Here is a 21585-nt window from a genome sequence, read left to right as displayed (position 1 = left end):
CATATTCCTTCTTCGGGCTTGATTTCGGGCACGATACTACTTCTATTGTTACCATATTCCTTCTTCGGGCTTGATTTCGGGCACGATTCTCCCTCTATTGTTACCATATTCCTTCTTCGGGCTTGATTTCGGGCACGATACTACTTCTATTGTTACCATTTTCCTTCTTCGGGCTTGGGTTCGGGCACGATACTACTTCTATTGTTACCATATTCCTTCTTCGGGCTTGATTTCGGGCACGATACTACTTCTATTGTTACCATATTCCTTCTTCGGGCTTGATTTCGGGCACGATACTACTTCTATTGTTACCATATTCCTTCTTCGGGCTTGATTTCGGGCACGATACTACTTCTATTGTTACCATATTCCTTCTTCGGGCTTGATTTCGGGCACGATACTACTTCTATTGTTACCATATTCCTTCTTCGGGCTTGGGTTCGGGCACGATACTACTTCTATTGTTACCATATTCCTTCTTCGGGCTTGGGTTCGGGGACGATACTACTTCTATTGTTACCATATTCCTTCTTCGCGCTTGGGTTCGGGCACGATTCTCCCTCTATTGTTACCATATTCCTTCTTCGGCTTGGGTTCGGGCACGATACTACTTCTATTGTTACCATATTCCTTCTTCGGGCTTGATTTCGGGCACGATACTACTTCTATTGTTACCATATTCCTTCTTCGGGCTTGATTTCGGGCACGATACTACTTCTATTGTTACCGTTCAGGCTTAGTTTTCGGCACTTTCCCGTCCGAGTTTCACTTAGCGAATCTTCCAAACTATTTTCGTGAAAAGTTTATACCCCAGACATTTAATTCCGTCCACTTTTATAAATTTCTTATGTACTAGACTTTATCCTGCCTTGAATAAGATTAGGGGACTTTGAGTACCGTCCCCCGTTGTCCCCCCTATTGACTATATGTTCCTTGACCATGGTGAACGCCATAACCTGGATAGTATCCGGTTTGTCCATGATGATAACCTTGACCAGGAATATAGGTGCCATGTCCATGATGGTAACCTTGACCAGGGTGATAACTTCCATGCCCATGATGATAGCCTTGACCTGGGTAATAGGTACCGTGTCCATGATGGTAGCCTTGACCAGGTTTATATGTCCCATGTCCATGATGGTAGCCTTGACCTGGGTAATAGGTGCCATGCCCATGATGGTACCCTTGACCTGGGTGATAGGTTCCGTGTCCATGATGGTAGCCTTGATTTGGATAATTTCCATATTTCATTTGCCGTTCCATTCTATCCCTCCTTGTTATTCAAGTTAGTATATGTGCCTTTAGGTAAAATGGGACTAGGTTTATACACAAGTAAGATGAATTACCTGCAATGAAGTAACATGGAGGAAAAAAGATACACACCAGAAGCCTTCCTCAGTATTAAAAAGTATTAAGGGGGAATCGCCGCCTCTTTGTTCCTACTAAAAAAATACGCAAGCGCTGCAGCTAGTTTCAGGTTATCCACAGGGTTAAGTTTTATAATTTCCTCGACGATAAAAAAATAGCCCGGAAATCAATCCAAGCTATCTATTACCTTCCCCTACACCGTCTTCACATCACGCAAAAACCTTTTCGTTCGTTCTTCCTTTGGTGCGCTAAATATCTGATCGGACGTCCCTTCCTCTACGATTACTCCATCCGCCATAAATAGCACTCGATCAGCAACCTCTCGTGCAAATCCCATTTCATGAGTGACGACAACCATGGTCATCCCTTCCTTCGCGAGATCCTTCATCACCTGCAACACTTCTCGCACAAGCTCAGGATCTAATGCTGATGTGGGTTCATCATATAGCATCACCATCGGTTCCATGGATAGTGCCCGGGCAATCGCGACACGCTGTTGCTGACCTCCAGACAACTGGGATGGATAGTGATCACAGCGATCGGACAATCCTACCTTTTCGAGGAGGGAATAAGCAAAGGCCTTTGCTTTTTCCTTTGGCATCTTTTTGATAATAAGCGGGCCTTCCATTACATTTTCAATGGCTGTCTTATGCGGAAATAGATTAAATTGTTGAAAGACAAAACCCGTATTTTGGCGGATGCTTCGAATGAGTCTTTTCCGCTCACCATTCATCTTTTCTCCAGCTTTCATTTCCGTTTGACCGATACGAACGATACCTGAATTAGGCTCCTCCAGAAACGTCATGCATCGAAGGAGCGTCGACTTACCAGAGCCGCTTGGCCCCATAATAACGACAACCTCACTCTTATTCACTGTCAAATTTATCTGTTGTAGTACTTCATTGCTACCAAAGTTTTTCGTAATATTTTCGAGTTTAATAACCTCCAATCTACTTCCCTCCTCTATTGAACTACGTGTTTCGAAGTTCGTTTCTCCAATCGATCTAATAGGACAGTGAAGATTGTAATGACAACCCAGTAAATGGCCGCTGCAATTAAATAAATGGTGAGCGGCTCAAAGGTTTTGGCAATGATGAGGGAAGACATTTGCAGTAGTTCTGTCACCGTTATTACAGATACAAGTGACGTATCCTTTATCAAAATAATATAGGTATTTGACATCGTTGGAATCGCAATTCGAATGCTTTGCGGAATAATAATTCTTCGCATCATCTGACCGTATGTCATTCCTAAGGAAACGGCAGCTTCATGCTGGCCTCGATCCACGGAAATAAGCGCTGCCCGGAAGGATTCCGACAAATAGGCGCCTGCATTTAAGCTTAAAGCAAGAATTCCGGACGGTATCGGTTCTAACTGGATACCGATCTGCGGCAAACCATAATAAATCACGAATATTTGTACCAATAGAGGCGTTCCGCGGAAAATAGATACATAAATAGAAGCAATAGCTTTAAGTACTTTGATCTTAGAAATTCTGGCAAGTGCCGTAAAGAATCCTAGAACCAATGCAATAAGCATCGAGACCACAGCTAACACAATCGTCATGAGTGTGGCAGTCAATAATGGCGGCAATGATTCAGCTAGTAATGACATCCTATTTTCCCCTCCTCCTTATCATCTTCAATAGCACCATCACTTGCTCGTAAAAGTAAAATGAATTCCATACTCTGCTAATTCCTCGATAAAAGGGTGGAAACGTTCTCCAACAATGATGTTTTCAGGCGGTACAATACCACGCTCTCCTATCTTTCCTTCCGCGATCCACTTCGCCATCAGCATAGCAGGTATGGAAGTAGTCTTTGCCATCGAAGTTATATTGCGGTTATGGTCGTAAAAATCAACCATTTCCCATTCATACTCAGTTGGCTTCCCATTTTTTATTCCTTTCACCGTAACCCGAACAACGGTAATATCCTCATTGGACTTTCCTTTTAATTGAGGAGCTAAAATCGCCTCTGTCATTTTCCGCGGACTCACTTCGATTCCCTCTACCACGATTGGTTTCTCATCTAAAAACCCTAACTCTGCGAGCGTTTTCATTTTACTCCAATGCTCCGGATATCGAACGGTTTTTTCATATAGGTTGTTGACCTTTGTTCTTAACGTATAAGCGGTACTGTGGGCATCCGTAATGACCGCTTCACAATCACCCACAGGTTCTGGAAATGACAGTCGTTCCAATCCTGATAACGGTTCAAGTCTTATCAGCTCTCCATTTTCAACCGCCAATGCGGAACGTGTATAAAGCCCCATTACACTTTCCAATCGAAAGACAACCTGGTACCATAACGGCGGCAATGGATCTTTCGGAATTCCACCGCAAATCATGATAGCCTCGTCAGCCTCATCTAACATCTCGATCCCCTGTGCCGCAAGAAAATTGGTTATTCCGGGAGCAACCCCGCAGCCTGGTACGACCAGTACATTTGCCGCTTTCGCTTCTTCCTCTAATTCTAGCTTTCTTTCAAATTGCGAACCTACTAAATCGACAAGATGGCATTTAGCAGAAATAGCTGCTTTAACTGCAGATAAACTTAGTGAATGCGGTAGGCAAGCAATGGCCACATCCGCTCCTTTTAGTACCTCATAAATCGCTTCCTCTGAATGTAAATCCGCTACCTTTCCTTCAACCTTTTTGTTCTCCGCAATCTCAAGACATTTCGTGACACTCGATTCGATGGCATCCACAGCAATAACCTTGTGGATGACTGAACAACTCGCAAGCTCTTTCACAACGGTCGTACCAATCATACCGGTTCCTAACACAACTGCTAGCATTGTTTATCTCCTCATTTCTTCTTTACTGAATTCTATCTCACTCACTTAACGGATCCGTTCCGAACCATTTTTTATAAATCTTGTTATAGGTTCCATCTTTCTTCATGTCGGCTAATGCCTGATTTAATTCTTTCACGAAATCTTCATTCCCTTTTTTCACAGCCATCCCAATACTATCTTTATTGACGATATCACTGGCAATTTTAATCGGAAGCTTTTCTTTTTGAATGTTATAGCTCATCAATAGCTGGTCATTGATGATGACATCCAAACGTCCATTGATTAAATCCTGTATATATTCGTTCACCGTTTTATATAAATGAACATTGGCACCATTCACACTTCTGGCCACTTTTTCAAAGGTTGTTCCTCCGCCAACCCCTACGTTTTTGCCTTTAATTTGCTCAAGCTTGGAAATATCATTTTGATTCTTCCTAGTAATGAGGACCGATCCTGTCACAACGTATGGGTCTGTAAAATCCACACTTTTCTTTCGTTCGTCCGTAATAGACATTTGCCCAATAATGATGTCAAATTTATCCGCCTTCAAACCGCCAATCAGACCCTCCCATTTAGTAGCGATGAACTTTGCCTTCACCCCTAACCGACTGGCAATTTCATTCGATATGTCGACATCAAATCCATCATATTTATTATCATCATCTAAAAAGTTAAATGGTGGATATGTACCTTCAAATCCAACCCGCAGAACCTTTGAGTCTTTTACTCTTGAAAGCACCTTTTCCTTCGAATTCCCCTTTGCATCATCCTTGCCACAACCAGCAAGCAAACTGAATACAAGTACAGCAAATAAAGCGAGAATCGAAAATTTCCTCACAGCTATCCCTCCTCTATTTCAAAATGTAGAACAATTTTGTACTACAATTTTATTGATACGAGTCTTAAATTATACTAACTTTCATAATATTAAATAAAATTTTGTTGACACCATTTTAGAAAGGATGGTACATAGATTGACGATTGAAAAGTCTCTCTCCTTAAAACAAAGGGTATATCAGCATATAAAAGAAGCCATTTTCCAACGAAAAATGACTCCTGGATTCCAGCTTATAGAGACGGATATTTCCAAACAACTGCAGGTTAGCAGGACACCCATCCGAGAAGCCTTTCAGCAATTGGCCAAAGAAGGTTTAGTTGACATGATTCCATACCGGGGAGCGTATATCGCCAATCCATCGCATGAGGAAATAAAGGATATTTGCCACGCACGGGCAGTAATCGAAAGTGCAGCAGCGGAAATCGCCATTGGACACATAACACCAAAGGACATTATGCTTTTGCAGGAGCTCGTGGAGAAGGAAGAACTTGCATCCTATAAAAAAGACATAGAACAATATCTTTCTATTAACAAGCAATTTCATTTATCCATTGTCCAAAAAGCCAATAATCAGTATTTCAACGAATTTGCCGAAACACTACTAGACAAAACCAATATCTATTTAATCTTTTACGACCAATTTTTCGATCACGACAATAACCTCCAGATCGCCCAAAGTCCTAATGAACATCGGAGGATTATTCAATTACTAGAAAGTGGGGAGCAAGAAGAATTGCAATCTGAATTGGTTAGGCATGCACAGGTTAGTAAGTATATGGGATGGTAGATGGATGCAGTGGGGAACATGGAAATACACTTGCCGTAGCAAGAGTATTTCCATGTACATCCACTAATTTCAAGGTAATCATTTCTATAACTGAGAAACCCTTTACAATAAACACTGTACTTCGGTAAAGATGCAACTCGAGTTTGGAATTATTGTAACAAAGGTGATGTTCCAGAAAAGTTTACCGCCAACGGAAGAAAGGTAAAAGTTTCTTTTATTCAGTCTACTGGCCGTCTTTATTTTGAAGTAGGTAAGAAAAGGTAAAAAATGAAGCTGAATCATTTATTTCTTAAACGAAATAAGAGAATCAGCTTTTTTATTATTTAAAAGAGATTTCTCAAGTATATTGGAGACAGATTCAGCTAATTGGCAACGTTATCCTGTAGTTTATGGGGATGTCATCAGTATGTATTCACTATTACCTGCACTGATTTTTTTCTCCTAAGGATTTTCTAGTTCTTCATTCTCCCAAATTCCTTTTTCAATATTTCCTGAATCTAAAAATATCAAAACACCATACCCATTGTATACATCATTTTTAATGCACCCTTATAAATATATGGTGAAGCAAAAATATCATCTGAAGCTGGGTTAAAAGTTAACACTCCTTAACCCGAAAATACACCTTTAAATGAGGAAAATAATTCTCACTTCTGTTTTTTAGTTGATCATAGGGAATCTGATGACGAAAATATTGCCCAAACCCAAAGACATCTGCTTTATTTTCTTGAGATTGCTTCAATACATAATAAAATCGATCTTTGACAAGCTTCTCAAGCTTGTCTTTTATCTGACGGTTCGTAATTCAGGAGTCTAGTGCACCACTGTTTCAGTCAACTGCATTGATTTTTGTTCGAACTGCATCACTTTTACATGCAACTGCATCGATTTCAATTCGAACTGCATCACTTTTCGGCTGAACTGCATCTCTTCTTCAAATGAATATTATAGACTTATTTTTCTACTCGATTCAGATTCAATAAAAAAGAAAAACCCCGCAGAGATTTCTCTCCACAGAGCTTCCTTCATGTCATTCGACACATTTCGATTGGTGACAGTCACCAATCTTACCTAAATTTTTTTATGTACATAAAAATGAAGATGATTAGATCTATTATTAAAAAAAATAGGCCGATAACCAGAGTATAGGATTTAAAAAAGGCGTTTTGGGAATATCCGCCTACATAGGCTAAGTGCAAGAATAAAAAAATAAAACCTAATATCGCACAAGTTTTTTGGGATTTTGTCAAAGTTATGCCTCCTTTTAATCGGGGATTTTTGGAACTTTATATCCCCGAGTTCAGGCCATGGGACGAGGTTCCTGTCCCCTCGTCCCTTGCAACACTTTATTTATCAATTAGCTTTTTAAATTCCTCTAATGTAGTGGAAAAGCTTACTCTCACTCTTTGTAATTCATAGTGATTATTATTTGTATTTGCAATTCCTGGTTTCGTTGTGACAGCAAAGTCATAATATTTTTTTACTTCGTTCATAACTGTGTTGTTATAACTGCCATATGGATAAGCAATTGCAGAAACTTTCTTCCCGGTAATGTCTTCCAGTAACAATTTGATTTCTTTAATCTCTTTTACTAAATCAATGTTACCAGCGTTCTCGCCATCATTAAAAAACGGATGTGTCATGGTATGTGCTTGAATGGAGATAATTCCAGAACTGCTTATTTCTTTTATTTGTTCTAATGAAAGATAATTATTTTCATCCATTCTTGAGCCTATGATGAAAAATGTTGCTTTTGGATTATACGTTTCGTCTCTTAAATCTTTTAAAATATCGTATGCAACAATATTATCTTCAAATCCATCATCAAAGGTAATGATAATTGGTTTTTGAATATTTTTTATGTTTTCGATTTCATCGAAATTAATGGGTGTATATCCTGCTGCTTTTAAATATTCCATTTGTTCCTTGAAATTTTGTTCTGTAACATACCTACCATATTCATTAGGATGAGGATTATCCCCGATTTGGTGATACATTAAAATGGGAATATTATATCCAGGATCCTTTGTAACAGGAATTACCATAACATCATTTACATCTATATAGCCAGTTTCTTTCTTTCCATTGACATTAACTGTAGCTTGATACCAATTATCATCATAATGCGTTAGATTCAGAATGTCCCCTTTTTTATAACTCTTCAATACTAATGACTTTCTAGAAGTTTTACTATATACATATGTTGGGCTTTTTAGGGCAGTAGACTGTATACTTGGAGCGTATGTACTCACATCGCTAGTAGGAATATATCCGGTTTGGTTCGTCCCATTTACAATAACCGTTGCCATCAACCAATTTGAGTTATATGGCCGATATGCAAGTAATTTTCCTTTCTTGTAAACTTTTAATATATTTGAGTTCTCTGAAGTGTCACTATACACTATTGTTGGGTTTTTAGCGGCATATCCTTCTAGAACTTTATTTACATCGTTTTTAAATATATATCCAGTTTGTGCCTCCCCATTTATATAGACTTTTACTTCGTACCAATTCTTGGTAAATGTTCGATAACTCAAAAGTTGCCCAGCCTGATAGCTTTTGATTATATTTGCATCTAAGGATGGATTTGAGTACACCTTAGTAGACTCGATAACCCCGATTTCACCTTCAATAGGTTTATTCGTAATGGTTTCAACATTATTTGTTGGAATATATCCCGTATATTCTTTATCGTTATCATTTACTGTAACCATATACCAATCAGTATCGTAGCTTCGATATTCGATGATGCTTCCCTTTTCATAATTATTTAAGACGGGGGAATCGATACTTGTAGAACTGTAAACATTTGTATTATTTAATGTTATTCCTTTGACGCTTTGTGCCTCACTAATATTTCCGACATCATCCTTATTTATATAGCCTTTATACCTATTTCCATTAACAATTACTTCAACAATATACCAGTCGCTTGAATACGGTTGATAAACAAGAGGATGGTTATAATCATAGCTTTTTAGAATAGGTGCCTCTCTCGAAGTGCTGGCATAAACATTTACAGGCTCAACTAACGCATAACCATGTATGTTCTTATCAATTCCTTCATTGTCACTGGCTGTTACAATTGACTGAAGAAAAAATGAGAAAGTGAATATTACAACTAGAACAGTTAATAGTTTTTTAGATCTTAACATTATTTTTCCACCTCAGATGTGTAATTAATTTTAAAAATTATATATTAATTATTATATCATTTAGGATGGTATATTTTAACTATTAAATTACCATTTTGATGAGGAATAGTGTTTTATTTACTTGTATGTAAAGATTTTCTCAGGTGGCAGACATGAACGGTAAATGGTTTGAAGTGTATGTACAGATTTATTTCGGGTGGTGAGTGGCACCAGTCCTTACTCGATTCAGATTCAATCAAAAAAGAAAAGCCCACAGAGCTTTCCTCAATCATTGCCCATCATGATTAAAGGACTGGCTACAAAAAAACAAACTTCCACAAAAAGGGCATTTGAAAACTTACTATTTTGATAGTAAAATAATCGTATGCCTAAAATAGAATAGGTCTATTTTATTATGCGTGCCGTTGAGGCAATGGAGGGTCTAATGGAAAGATCAGATAAGAAAAAAGGAACGAAGAAAAAGAAACTGAAAATTTTTGGATTTAGTATTTTGGCGATTATTGTCATTCTTTTAGCGGTCGGTGGTTATGAGTATTATCAATTACAGCCTGCGAACCACTTTAAGAAGGTTCCTGTGGTTGCTTCTGGTGATGCTACTAAGGATGCTAGTAACCAAAAGGTTGACAGTAAATTAAGCAATTCCGCGTTTAATATATTATTACTTGGTTCGGACGAGCGAAAAGGAGATAGTGCTGGTCATTCTGATTCTATGATGATTGTTCATCTGGATTTAAAAAAGAATGAATACCACGCTCTTAGTATTCCACGTGATACGAGAGTACATATGGATGGCTATGGATATACGAAACTAACAAGTGTTCAATATATTACGCAATCAACTAAAGGAAAACAAGCAGGTGTAGAAGCTGCAGTTAAAGCAATTAGTGAATTAACTGGGATTCCGATTAATTACTATGTTGAAACCAATTACTGGGGACTACAAGGCATGGTGGATGCGGTTGGAAATGTTAATGTTGACGTACCATTTGACGTAAAACTAACGCATCCATGGTATAAAGAAAACAAAGGTAAAACCATTACTGCCGGAACTCATACGATGGATGGAAAAATGGTAACCGAACTAGTTCATGAACGCTACTCCTTAAAAAATGGAGAATATGGCAGACAACAATTACAAGAAGCTGCATTAAAAGGTATTGCAAAATCAGCTTTGAGCCCAAGTAATATTACGAACTTACCGTCACTCGCAAATTCCATTTCAGACTTCCTACTTGCAACAAATATGACCAAGTCCGATATGGCAAGCTTAGGATTAGCTGTGAAGGATATTGACTTAAACTCTATTCAATATCATCAACTACATGGAGAAGGCAAGACTATGTATAATGATGTTTTAAAGGCAAATGATTCAGAGATTGTATTAGATCCGCAGGAAGTTAAGGATATTGCGAATAAGTATTTTATAAATTAGAGTAAATTTACCCACCTTCTAAATAGGTGGGGTTATTTGTTTTATAGCTAATTAATTAGTTTGTCCTGGTCATACAGTGTCCCCGCTATCTCAATCTATTTAAAGTAGATTACCTGTGCACATTCAATGCAGATTTACTCCACAAGGTACGACTGCCAGTAGCACAACTAAAAGCCATACAAAAAATAGTATGGCTTCCTTAAAATTATTTATTTTCCCATTTTAAAGATAGAAGTAAAGAAACTATATAAAGCGTCACCAGCAATGAAACCTGCCGCCATAATGGTCATTGGTGTTTCTGCCTCTTTACCTTTCCACTTTAAGACAATAATTCTAATCAGAATACCCGCTAATACAGCCCAACCGGCAATAGGATTGACAATTAATAATCCAGTAGCAAATAATATCCCCATTTGTCTTTTGGACCCACCAATAAGTTGCAATAGTGCACCAGGTATTGCCCATATTAATAATTGAGTAGCAATATTACTAGATACCCCAGATTTAATGGTTGCTGCATAGACTTTATCAACTGGAGGAATTAATCCTTTTGAAAAGTAGCCATGATAAGTTAAAAATACAACGATAGCAGAAACAGCAAATCCTATAAGTCCAGCATAAAGTTGTTGTCGTCTTCCTTTTTTCTCAAAATCAATATCTTTCCCATTATCCCGTAGCATGTAGCCAGTTTTTAAGTCATATCCCATATCTGCGAATGCCACACCCGTGGAAGCACTAAACCCAACTAAGATGGCAAGAGCAGGAGCAGGAAAACCTATAAGTATTCCTATGATAAGGGTAATTAGGGCTACAGCAAAGGCAGGAAACCATCCTGCATGCATCGCCGAAATCCCAACAATCATCTCATGGGCCAGCGCTGCAAAAGCTGCAAAAACTAAAAATCCTATTAACATTCCAGTAGACATATGGGTTAAAAGACCACCAGTCAGCGCCAATAATATGGCAATAAGAAGATAAGCTATAAACCCAAAGCCAAACGCTTGTCCAATATCTTTTTCGTTTCTCGTATAGATAGGTTCCTCTATTGTTGCTGCTATTTCTGCATTGCTGCCATTAACAGGTTTTTCAGTTTTGTTTTTACGTAATATAAGAAATCCAACTTGTACCAAAGCTACGACTCCTGCACCAATCATAAATCCGTGAGGAACGTAATGTGTATCAAGATCGATTCCAAACAATGGGATGGAATATCCCCTTAATAATAACCCTATACCAAACATCGTAAGAGCCCAAATGTTACCGATGAAGGCAACCCCAAATGCAGACATTGGTATTTTCAATACAGATCCTATAAGACCAATTACGATACCAACACCTAATAATTTTGCCCGTTTTCCACCTTGGTCACCAGCCTTAATAGATTCGGCTGTGGCGATTCCCGGTGGCCATGCTTCTCTCGCAGGGAAAACTTTTGAATCATAAAATTTATAAAGTAAGAGAGCATCTGCAAACATTGCTAAGATTACCCCAATAAATAAAGGTAACACTAGTTCCTTCATCCCTAAAACATATGGAATTCCAATAGGCAAAAGCAAACTGCTTGCTGCCCCAAATGTTGCGGAGGAAATTCCCGTTTGAACTAGATTTTGCCTGTGTATGGATTTAAACTTAAGGAATGTTTTAATAGGAATTCGCGCTATGATCATAGCAAAAATGGCACCTATAATGGAGGTATTGGCTGAAATCCCTAGTGATGTGATTAACTGCACACCGATGATTGCCCCTATCACAGATGTGACCACAATCGTGATGATAACGATTGGATCAAAAACCGTTGGATGTTTTCTTTGTTCCATGTCCGTGTTCCTCATAACCATCCTCCTCTATAAATCAACCTTTTAAATTACTAAACATATCTACCGCTAAAGTTATAAAGATAGTTTTGTATTTTTGCCCCTGCATCTTGTAGTGGTTTTAGGATGTTATCCAAATGAATATCCTCTATACGATATTCAGGTCCCGCAATGGTTAACGAGGCAATAATCTCATTTTGCCTATTAAAAAGAGGAATACCTAGGCCAAATACGGCATCAGAATATTCACCAACCGAATAACACCATCCCTTTGCTTTAATTTCCTCTAAATTGGAGAGCAGCTTTTCCTCGTCCAAAATCGTGTTGTTTGTGAATTGCTGAAGCCCTTCATGGATAATTTCTAATTGTTGTTCTTTAGAAAGATACGCCATTATTACCTTACAGGATGCACCTACATAAAGAGGTGTTCTGGTACCTAAGGAAACAGCATATTTGATTTGCTGGGAACTTTCTGCAATTTCCACCGTTACTCCATCAAATTTATCCAACCATGTTAAAAATACGGATTCCTCCACTTCATTGGATAGCGCTTCCATTACAGGGTAAATGTAGTGCGAAAGTTTCATATCCTCTTTAACCATTTGCCCATATTCCAAAAAGCGAAATCCTAGTTTATATCTTTTGGAAATGGGATCTTGTATTAAGAAACCATATTGTTCAAATGTTGATAAGATCCTGTATACAATAGAATGGCTAATTCCTATTTCCTTGGCAAGCTCACGGACTCCCCATGAAGATCTGTCTCTAGTAAAATATTTAAGGATTTCTAAAGAATTTTCTAAAGTTTTTAATGACATATGAACCTCCGTTGTCTCTAAATAAGAACCAATGTTTCATAATTATGAAACTATTATACAACAACAAAAGTTTAGGACACAATAAAATTTTAAAAATTCACAAAATGATTCAGAAATAAAGAGCAGGGTACTAAATAAGCAAAAACCCTGCACTTAAAGTTTTAATGAAGATTTGTTCTTTCTTCCGTCTCACCCAATACCTCATAAGTTTTTGGGTCAATCATAACCCCGAATGTTTCATTGGCCTGTTCTACCGAAATATAACCATTTTTCACATCATTTTTAACCTTTTCAACGGAGCGTTTTAAAGGATTTCCAAACCCTCCTCCAGTTGCCGTTACCAGTTGTACAACATCTCCCTTATTTAATGGATATCTAGCCGTTACACCTACGGGACCTACAGTTTGACCATTTGCCTTAATAATTTTTGCATAGTTTGTAGATCCATCCTTTCCTCCATTCATTCCCCACGGAGAAAATTTATGACGGCCAAAGTTTATGGAAAGCTTTTGATCATCGCTTAATGCTTGATAAGAGCGAACTACCCCCGATCCACCGATAAACTCACCTGCCCCCGCTCCATCACAACGAAGACTATATTCTTCTACAAGAATCCCATATTTTGTTTCGGCAACCTCAATTGGAATATTGTAAGTTTCTCCATCTCCCATACAAAATTGCCCACTTTGTCCGTCCATTCCTTCGCCTGCTCCCCAACCTCCAACGGAAGGTTCTACAATTAAAAATGGCGCATTCGAATCAGGATGATTCCCAGATAATACGACAGAACAAACGGATAATAAATGCCCGGCAGTTAATCTATCTGGTAAATATGGTGCGAGCGCTTTCCAAATAAGGTCTGCACCGCCTATGCGGCCTTCAAAGTTCATCGAAACGGGTGCTGGGCGTTCGGCTGAAATAATGGATCCCCTATCCGTTATAATTTTTAATGGCGAAAATACACCTTCATTAATGTTTTGCGGCGGTCTGATAATGGCTAGGTACATGACACGTACACTCGAAAGTAACCCAAAATAGGAGCAATTTACTGGGTTCGTCACTTGCGGATGACTTCCACGAAAATCACAAATAAATTCATCATCTGTAATCGTAATTTTCACGTTTATAGGATACGGCCCGCCTTTTGTACTGTCCCCTTCAATATAATCTTGTGCGCTAAATGTTCCCTTAGGAAGTACTTTAAGTTCTTGTCTCGCAAATTGCCCCCCTTGATTTAATAGATTTTCAATAGCTGCAGCTACAAGCTCTTTAGAATGCTTTTTACATAATTCTATGAATCTTCTTCCACCAGTTCGTAATGCAGCTACTTGGGCCCACATGTCACCCAAAGATAGATCAGGAAGACGAACATTTGTAGAAATAATATCCACAATAGCTTGATTAACCTTTCCTTCTTCAAACAACTTAACACCCGGTAATTGAAGACCCTCTTGATAAATTTCAGTCGAATCACTGGTAAAGGACCCAGCATCTTTTCCCCCGACTTCTGTCCAGTGACCTTTATTTGCAGAGAATGCCACAAGTTCTCCATTAGAAAAGATAGGCATTACTAATCCTACATCAGATAAATGAGACCCGCCTCCGACATAGGGATCATTGATGATAATGATATCTCCATCCTTTAATTCCTTACCGCTATCATATTTTTCAATTACATGCTGAACCATAGGACTTAACATTCCGATGAAACTGGTAACTCCATTCCCCTGACTTATTAACCTTCCCTTCGCATCGGTTAATCCACATGCGTAATCAAGTACCTCATAAATAATCGGACTCATGGAAGTTCGAGCAAGTGCAAGGAACATTTCATCCCCGATGGACATTAAGGAATCTTTAATAACCTCTAAGGTAATTGGATTAACTTTCATTTTATTAGAAGTTACCATCTTGCTTCACCCCCGTATCGATAATTAAATTTCCATAAGAATCAACTATTAGAGACTGCCCTGAGTAAATAACAGTAGATGCCGACGTTTCCTCAATAATAGCTGGTCCATTAATATTCATTCCTGGCTCCAGTTCATTTCGATTATAGACTTCCGTATTTACCCATCCTTCCTCCTTATAGTAAACTGGGCGACATTCCTTTAGTGCGGAGTTCACTAATTTACCTGTGGTTATTAATGTATTTATTGTAGGCTTTTTCACTTTACCAAAACCTGTTAAATGAAGGCTTACTATTTCTGTTGAAGCATCTAAAAGTTTAAACGTATAGTTCTGTTCATGGAGATGATGAAACCTTGATATTATTTCTTCTACTGTATCACTTGTCCAAACACTGTTAGGTACCGGAACCTTTACAGTATGTTCTTGTCCTACATAACGCATATCTACAAAACAATGAAATAAAACCTGACCTTTATCTATTCCCTCATCTAAAAATTGATTAAATGCGTGATCCATCATTTCGTTCCATGTGCTATTGATTTCCGAAAGATCCATATCATTTAATTTTTTTATATAAGTTTGAATGTAATCATGACGTAAGTCTGTCATTAACATTCCCCATGCCGAAAATACGGAAGAAGCAACTGGAACAATGACCTTTTTGACCCCTAGCTCCTTGGCCAATGCTGCAGCATGCATGGAACCGCCTCCTCCAAAAGCAATCATCGAAAAATCTGCAGGATCATACCCCTTTCTAACAGAAATGAGTTTTAAGGCATTAAGCATATTGGAATTTGCTATTTCAATAATTCCAAGTGCCCCTTCTTCAACGGAAAGATCGTAATGGGAAGCTACCTTTTGGTCAATCGCATCTCTAACCTTTTCAAGATCAACCTCATAATCAAAGTTTTTCTTGGAAAGCCGTCCTGTAACTAAGTTCGCGTCCGTAGTGGTTGGCTCCAATCCTCCCTGTCCATATGCAACGGGTCCAGGTACAGATCCAGCCGATTGGGGACCAACTTTTAGTGAACCCGTGGCATCAATCCAAGCGATGGATCCTCCTCCGTTTCCTATTTCCACAATGTCAACTACTGGTACCTTTACTGGATATCCGGAAGTTTTATCGGTTTTCTCAATATAATAATCTGTCGTTACTTTTACTTCACCTTTGCTAATCAACGAACATTTAGCAGTAGTTCCACCAATATCAAAAGCAATGATATTCTCCTCACCTAAAATTTCACCTAAAACTGCAGCACCATAAATTCCAGCAACAGGACCGGATTCAACCATATGAATGGGTGACTGTTTTGCTCCTTCAAAAGTGGTTGAACCGCCATTTGACTGCATAATGTATGAATTTCCGTTTACTTTTCTATCAGTCAATCGTTTGCTTAAACGATCTATATAGGATGTGGCAGTTGGTTTTACATAGGAATTTAATACAGTGGTATTTGTTCGTTCATATTCCCTCCATTCCTTTGTAATCTCATGGGAAGCTGTAACAGCAATTTCTGGCCATAGTTGATGGATAAGATCGACCGTTCTTTTTTCATGAATTGGATTTTTGTAAGAATGTAAATAGCAAACAGCAATCGCCTCAACATTTTCCTTTTTAAAGAAGGATAATATATCCGGAATTTGCTCCTCATTAAGTGGGGTAAGGATTTCTCCCTTATAATTCAAACGTTCTTCCACTTCCAAACGTAAATATCGTTCTACAAATGGTGCAGGCTTTTGGTACCGAAAATTATATAAATCTGGTCGATTTCCCCTAGCAATTTCAAGAACATCCTTTGTTCCTTTTGTAGTAATTAATCCAACCTTTGCACCTTTTCTTTCAGTAAGAGCATTGATTACTACTGTAGATCCATGAATAAACATCTCAATGGATTCAGGGTTTATCCCGCTTGACTCCATTACATTTATCACCCCATTTTCGAATTGAGAGGGTGTTGTATGCGCTTTCGAAATTCCGAAATTTCCATTTTCGTCTACATAGACAAGATCCGTAAACGTTCCTCCAATATCCGTGGCAACTCTCATGTGAAATCACCTTTCTTCATTTAAGTAATCTAAAGTGTATCTATATTAGAACCAGTGGTTCCTATTTGATATCATTATATAAAATATATAGAAAATTATCAAGATTGGATAAAGTCAACATAATTTGGATGAGAACATTTACTTAAGCGTTTTAATCTAAAGTTTGTTTGAAGGCAAAAAAGTTCATTATTAGTTAAAAAAAGAAACCAAAACCAAAAGACGGGGGCCGCGACTTCATTCTTCTAGGGTTATCAAAAATTTTGCGCAGGTGGATTTATTACATAAAAACACTAAGGCACAGCTAGTACATACCACTAGCTGTGCCTTTTTTACGCGCAAAACTTCCGATTGTCCCTTGAAAGGACCGTCCCCTGTAATCAACAATCATAATTTAATAAAACATTCCCCAAGAACCTTATCTCCCCAGACTAAAGATAAATGGTCCCCGTCGGCAACTTGTCCAACACCCTCTGGCGTTCCGGTAAATATTATATCTCCCTCTCCTAATCCAAAGTGATGTGCAGTAAAATCGATGATTGTCTGTAAATCAAAAATCATATCTTTTATATTTCCTTGTTGTACTTTTACTTCATTTTTCAAAAGAGAAAAATCCGTTTTTTGCAATTCTTCCATTCCAGGAAAATCGATAAATTTACTTATGACAGCTGAATGTTGAAATCCTTTTGCCAGTAGCCATGGCTGTCCTTTCTTCTTAAGTTCACTTTGAACGTCTCTTAATGTAAAATCTAGACCGATTGCCATCCTATCAATCAAATCATCCACTTTTATTCCTTTTTCATAGTTTCTTCCAACTTTAATTACTAGTTCCGTTTCAAAATGGACTGATCCTTGATTTTCCGGTAATGATATCCAATTCCCACTTGCCTCGATCAGGGCATGTGTAGGCTTTAAAAATAGAAAAGGCGATTTGGGAATTTCATTATTTAACTCCTTTGCGTGGGCAGCATAGTTACGACCAACACAATAAATATTTTTAATATTATTCATAATCAAACCTACTTTCTTCATGATGAATGATTCAAGGGAGAAAAATCTGTCAGTATTTTTTCCATAAATTTCGGAAACACGAGAAACGTCTCCATGTTTTTCCCTTATACTTGGTGATACACTTGCTGATCTGTTTGGTCATTAAGGGATTTATTTGGGGTAAATTCTTTTTCCCACTTTGAAACTACGATACTTGCTAAACAATGTCCAGGAGTATTACATGCAGTTCGAGCCATATCTAATACACGGTCAATACCTGCAATAATGGCAACACCCTCCGCAGGTAGGCCTACAGCTGAGGCAGTAGCCAAAAGGACCACTAAAGAACCTGATGGAACCGCAGCAATTCCTTTAGATGTAGCAATTAAGACCGCCATTACAATTAATTGTTGGCTAAAGGTCATTGGCACTCCGAATGCCTGCGCTATAAAAATGGAGCAAACCGACAAGTATAATGTGGAGCCATCACAATTCAAAGATAATCCAGTCGGAATGACAAAGGAAACAACCCGTTTGGAACAACCGAATTTCTCCATTCGGTCCATTAACTGAGGTAGAATTGTTTCTGTACTGGTTGTTGAAAAGGCAATTAAAAATAAATCCCATACCATCCGAAAAACTTTAAAATAAGGTATTTTTAAGAACCAGGAAATCAGTGGGAATAAACCGAAAATAACGATAGCAAGTCCCAGATATACAACGCCTATCAACTTAGCCATTGGGATTAATAGACCTATGCCATATTGACCAACCGAAGCTGCCATCAGTGCAAGTACACCGATTGGTGCCGTTACCATAACCATTTGTGTAAGTCTAAACATAATTTTGGCAACTGAATCTATAAATTTAAGTGCGGGTTCTGAAGCTTTACCAATTGCACTGGCAGCAGCGCCAAATAATATTGCAAAGAAAATAACGGCTAATAAATCACTCTTTCCCATTGCATCAACAATGTTGGAAGGAATAATATTCACAATCATTGATTTAAAATCTACAACGGTAGAAACACTACCATTTAATGCATGAATATCTTGCTTAACAAGGTGTGAAAGGTCAAGACCATGACCAGGCTTTAAAAGATTAACAAGTATTAGTCCAATACCTAGAACTAAAGTAGTAATAAATTCAAACCAAATAATCGTTTTAAGGCCTAATGTTCCCATTTTTTTTATGTTTCCCTTGCTTCCTGAGGATCCAATAACAATCGTTGTAAAGACAATTGGTACAACGATCATTTTAATAAGATGGATAAACATATCGCCTATTGGCCTTAGACCCATTCCAAACTTAGGAAAAAAGTGCCCAATTATAGCACCAATAAATAATCCAATTAAAACTTGAAATGCAAAAAACTTTTTCATAGATTTTCCTCCCAAACGTTAAATTAAAAAAGTAATGGAAAACGAGAGTGGATTCAGGTTAAGTTAGAAAAAGCAAATATAATTGAGTTTATTCAAAATCTAGATATTTGCTATGATAACGTTTTCAAAACCAAGAAGCACAAAAGATTAACTCACAATATTAGAAGATAATCCTTTGCTATTTTTGAAATGAAATTGGTATATCGAAATTATTTTAGATGAAATGGAAAAAGCAAAAACTTATTCTGCTGTTTCTTTTGCGGTTTGAATATTCAGAAATAAATTTACCTAAACATTTATTTAGGCTTCTGCTTACTGTAATACAGAGAACTAATTAGCAAGAGCCGCTTAAATGTTATATCCACTTCGTAATTATATTATAATAATAAAACTATTCTATCATTTCAGAAAGCCTTAGTGAAATAGGAAAATACTATTAAGTTATAAGAAAAAATGATTAATCATTTTTAGTAGAGGAATTTCAAAAGGACTATCCATTTCTCTGGATAGTCCCTTTACTATGGCTTTTCGATATTTTTGATGGTGTATGAAGAATGATATCCTACGAAACCATTACGAAATGCAATAATATTAGTAATGAATATTTATAGTATAGTTTCCAAACCAGATGAATACCAGAGGGATCGTCCCCCTAGTCCTTCCTCTTTGCATTCGTATATTTAGTTTAAAAAATCTTCATATAAACGGCGTATCTCTTCCATATGTATAGATTCCAAAACATATGGTATAAGCGTGTGATCCTCGACCTCTTTTAATTCAGAACAAATACAATCCATGAGCGTTTTTCCGCACTTTTGCAGGATCTCTATCCCCCAGCTTTTAATCGCGATTTCCCTTGTTTTAGAATTGTAACGAATCAACTGATAATGTTCCTCGAATCGCTCCATTAACAAATGAACACTTTCCAACGAAACTCCCAAATCAAATGCCATTTCTTTCTTCGTAATTGGATAGATTCCAATGTGAGTAGTACGCGAATTCGTAAGCAGATAAAGGTAAAAATACTTATCCTCCGGGGTCATCTCCTTTAACACAATTGGATTCTTCCAAAAATCAGAACGCACCATTCTATATTTTTCCATTCTTCCTCCACAACCTTTCTTCATATAAATAGCCTTCCTATGTTTATATAGAGTTTTAGGAAGAAAAAGGGCACTATGCTTTTCAAAAAAATCAGGACATTTTTATGGCAATACCATTTATAGACTCTATTTATCCACGCACTTTAATGCGTCAAAAATTTCTCGAATCAGAGGGACTGTCCCCCTGATCTATTTTTTTTATTCAGGGTGTCCTTTTCACTTTTTAATCCCTATATAAGAAGTGAAAGGCTGGTGCAAAAGTATGAATTTAAAATCAGGCAGTATTGATCGTTTCGAACAGTATTCACAGTTCCATTCTCTACAGGAATTTAATAGTCATATAGGAATGTGGCTTTCATCATGTAAGAAAGAATTCACAAAAGGGGAAATCGTCGCTTTGAAACGACTTGTTCGTTTTTCAGCAAGAATCCCTGGAGTTTGCAATGCAAAAATTGGAACATTACTTAAAGCCATTCATGATGAATTTGATGGGAATGGGATATCCCGTTCTACTTTTAAGCGGATGACCGCTAAGGCAGCTCAATTAGGAATCATCACAATCTACAAAACAGAAAGAAAAAATGGTTCTCAATCCAGCAATCTATACGTTTTTAATTTTTTTCCTAACCATGAACCACCCAAAGAGGAAAAATTGGACCACCCTAATAAAACTAATAATCCTTCAAAAACTATTAATAATTTAAAAAAACGTAAAGAAAGCGAATTAGATTACACCTTTACAAATGATTCTGTACCACAATCATTTGTGCAATTTGCCAAATACTTTTTCTCAGATGCAAAAACAATTGAAGAGTATTGGAGAATGACCATGATTGCTGCCTATCGAAATAATCGTGAAAAAGAATATGATAAAGTCCTTGAATATTCTATCTCCGCGTTAAAGCAGTTAATACGCAAAATGAAATTAACGAAAAATGGTGTCAGAAATCCAATCGCTTATTTTTATGGAATATTAAATAAAAAATTAGAAGAACTTTATTTTGAAGAATTATTTGAGATGGGGTTTTGGTGATTTCATTTAATAGATAAGCACCTAGTACCACAAAGTGTTTTGTAATGTATAATGTCTATCCAGTCAATCGCTCAAAAATTGTGCATCATTCCTTTGACACAAGATTTTTTAG

Annotated in this window: 17 protein-coding genes; 3 read left to right on the top strand and 14 right to left on the bottom strand. The window is 37.5% G+C overall.

Annotated elements, in window-relative coordinates:
• Positions 1-915: 915 nt before the first annotated feature.
• The 5 genes from NSQ59_RS04785 to NSQ59_RS04765 all read right to left on the bottom strand — a co-directional run bounded on the left by NSQ59_RS04785 (position 916) and on the right by NSQ59_RS04765 (position 5005).
• Entirely contained in the window at positions 916-1263 is a 348-nt protein-coding gene (locus tag NSQ59_RS04785; protein ID WP_340829723.1) for a hypothetical protein, read from the bottom strand.
• A 298-nt stretch (positions 1264-1561) separates the two neighbouring features.
• A complete protein-coding gene (locus NSQ59_RS04780; protein ID WP_055738405.1) occupies positions 1562-2317 on the bottom strand; it encodes an amino acid ABC transporter ATP-binding protein in 756 nt (251 codons plus the stop codon).
• 14 nt (positions 2318-2331) lie between these two features.
• Positions 2332-2982: an amino acid ABC transporter permease gene (locus NSQ59_RS04775; protein WP_055738404.1), complete on the bottom strand. Its 651-nt coding sequence runs from the start codon at positions 2980-2982 to the stop codon at positions 2332-2334.
• A 39-nt stretch (positions 2983-3021) separates the two neighbouring features.
• Positions 3022-4167: a saccharopine dehydrogenase family protein gene (locus NSQ59_RS04770; RefSeq protein ID WP_340829720.1), complete on the bottom strand. Its 1146-nt coding sequence runs from the start codon at positions 4165-4167 to the stop codon at positions 3022-3024.
• A 37-nt stretch (positions 4168-4204) separates the two neighbouring features.
• Positions 4205-5005, bottom strand: a complete 801-nt coding sequence (locus NSQ59_RS04765; protein ID WP_340829718.1) for a transporter substrate-binding domain-containing protein — start codon at positions 5003-5005, stop codon at positions 4205-4207.
• Between the two features lie 136 nt (positions 5006-5141).
• Here NSQ59_RS04765 and NSQ59_RS04760 point away from each other — a divergent pair, with 136 nt between their 5' ends.
• On the top strand, positions 5142-5792 hold the full coding sequence (locus NSQ59_RS04760) for a GntR family transcriptional regulator (RefSeq protein WP_340829716.1): 651 nt from the start codon (positions 5142-5144) through the stop codon (positions 5790-5792).
• 598 nt (positions 5793-6390) lie between these two features.
• Here NSQ59_RS04760 and NSQ59_RS27885 read toward each other — a convergent pair.
• On the bottom strand, positions 6391-6582 hold the full coding sequence (locus NSQ59_RS27885; protein WP_445669233.1) for a Ger(x)C family spore germination C-terminal domain-containing protein: 192 nt from the start codon (positions 6580-6582) through the stop codon (positions 6391-6393).
• 556 nt (positions 6583-7138) lie between these two features.
• Positions 7139-8947 carry a polysaccharide deacetylase family protein gene (locus NSQ59_RS04755; protein WP_340829714.1) on the bottom strand — a complete coding sequence of 603 codons (1809 nt, stop codon included), beginning with the start codon at positions 8945-8947 and terminating at the stop codon, positions 7139-7141.
• Between the two features lie 424 nt (positions 8948-9371).
• Between NSQ59_RS04755 and NSQ59_RS04750 the strand changes: the two genes are divergently transcribed.
• Entirely contained in the window at positions 9372-10379 is a 1008-nt protein-coding gene (locus NSQ59_RS04750; RefSeq protein ID WP_340829712.1) for an LCP family protein, read from the top strand.
• 209 nt (positions 10380-10588) lie between these two features.
• On the opposite strand, the gene NSQ59_RS04745 is transcribed toward NSQ59_RS04750, so the two are convergent.
• The 7 genes from NSQ59_RS04745 to NSQ59_RS04715 form a co-directional block, all read right to left on the bottom strand.
• Positions 10589-12211, bottom strand: a complete 1623-nt coding sequence (locus NSQ59_RS04745; RefSeq protein ID WP_445669199.1) for an OPT/YSL family transporter — start codon at positions 12209-12211, stop codon at positions 10589-10591.
• 35 nt (positions 12212-12246) lie between these two features.
• On the bottom strand, positions 12247-13011 hold the full coding sequence (locus NSQ59_RS04740) for an IclR family transcriptional regulator (RefSeq protein ID WP_055738395.1): 765 nt from the start codon (positions 13009-13011) through the stop codon (positions 12247-12249).
• Positions 13012-13172: 161 nt separating this feature from the next.
• Positions 13173-14921, bottom strand: coding sequence for a hydantoinase B/oxoprolinase family protein (locus NSQ59_RS04735; RefSeq protein WP_055738394.1), 1749 nt, complete (start codon positions 14919-14921; stop codon positions 13173-13175).
• Positions 14908-16968, bottom strand: a complete 2061-nt coding sequence (locus NSQ59_RS04730; RefSeq protein ID WP_340829708.1) for a hydantoinase/oxoprolinase family protein — start codon at positions 16966-16968, stop codon at positions 14908-14910. Before NSQ59_RS04730 ends, NSQ59_RS04735 begins: the two co-directional genes overlap by 14 nt.
• A gap of 384 nt (positions 16969-17352) precedes the next feature.
• Entirely contained in the window at positions 17353-17976 is a 624-nt protein-coding gene (locus NSQ59_RS04725; protein ID WP_340829706.1) for a fumarylacetoacetate hydrolase family protein, read from the bottom strand.
• Positions 17977-18080: 104 nt separating this feature from the next.
• A complete protein-coding gene (locus NSQ59_RS04720) occupies positions 18081-19337 on the bottom strand; it encodes a dicarboxylate/amino acid:cation symporter (RefSeq protein ID WP_340829704.1) in 1257 nt (418 codons plus the stop codon).
• 680 nt (positions 19338-20017) lie between these two features.
• On the bottom strand, positions 20018-20440 hold the full coding sequence (locus tag NSQ59_RS04715) for a hypothetical protein (RefSeq protein WP_340829702.1): 423 nt from the start codon (positions 20438-20440) through the stop codon (positions 20018-20020).
• A 262-nt stretch (positions 20441-20702) separates the two neighbouring features.
• Here NSQ59_RS04715 and NSQ59_RS04710 point away from each other — a divergent pair, with 262 nt between their 5' ends.
• Positions 20703-21473 (top strand): hypothetical protein, encoded by a 771-nt coding sequence (locus tag NSQ59_RS04710; RefSeq protein ID WP_340829700.1) that lies wholly within the window; start codon positions 20703-20705, stop codon positions 21471-21473.
• The last annotated feature ends 112 nt before the right edge of the window (positions 21474-21585 follow it).

Source organism: Margalitia sp. FSL K6-0131, from assembly GCF_038008735.1.
GTDB classification, from domain to species: Bacteria; Bacillota; Bacilli; order Bacillales; family Bacillaceae_C; genus Margalitia; species Margalitia shackletonii.
The sequence above is the reverse complement of the archived record's forward strand: the minus strand, read 5'-3'. Positions and strand labels throughout refer to the sequence as shown.

Coding starts and splice junctions, on each gene's coding strand:
- NSQ59_RS04785 (WP_340829723.1), bottom strand. CDS start 1,263: ATGGAACGGCAAATGAAATATGGAAATTATCCAAATCAAGGCTACCAT.
- NSQ59_RS04775 (WP_055738404.1), bottom strand. CDS start 2,982: ATGTCATTACTAGCTGAATCATTGCCGCCATTATTGACTGCCACACTC.
- NSQ59_RS04770 (WP_340829720.1), bottom strand. CDS start 4,167: ATGCTAGCAGTTGTGTTAGGAACCGGTATGATTGGTACGACCGTTGTG.
- NSQ59_RS04755 (WP_340829714.1), bottom strand. CDS start 8,947: ATGTTAAGATCTAAAAAACTATTAACTGTTCTAGTTGTAATATTCACT.
- NSQ59_RS04750 (WP_340829712.1), top strand. CDS start 9,372: ATGGAAAGATCAGATAAGAAAAAAGGAACGAAGAAAAAGAAACTGAAA.
- NSQ59_RS04745 (WP_445669199.1), bottom strand. CDS start 12,211: ATGAGGAACACGGACATGGAACAAAGAAAACATCCAACGGTTTTTGAT.
- NSQ59_RS04740 (WP_055738395.1), bottom strand. CDS start 13,011: ATGTCATTAAAAACTTTAGAAAATTCTTTAGAAATCCTTAAATATTTT.
- NSQ59_RS04735 (WP_055738394.1), bottom strand. CDS start 14,921: ATGGTAACTTCTAATAAAATGAAAGTTAATCCAATTACCTTAGAGGTT.
- NSQ59_RS04730 (WP_340829708.1), bottom strand. CDS start 16,968: ATGAGAGTTGCCACGGATATTGGAGGAACGTTTACGGATCTTGTCTAT.
- NSQ59_RS04725 (WP_340829706.1), bottom strand. CDS start 17,976: ATGAATAATATTAAAAATATTTATTGTGTTGGTCGTAACTATGCTGCC.
- NSQ59_RS04720 (WP_340829704.1), bottom strand. CDS start 19,337: ATGAAAAAGTTTTTTGCATTTCAAGTTTTAATTGGATTATTTATTGGT.
- NSQ59_RS04715 (WP_340829702.1), bottom strand. CDS start 20,440: ATGGAAAAATATAGAATGGTGCGTTCTGATTTTTGGAAGAATCCAATT.
- NSQ59_RS04710 (WP_340829700.1), top strand. CDS start 20,703: ATGAATTTAAAATCAGGCAGTATTGATCGTTTCGAACAGTATTCACAG.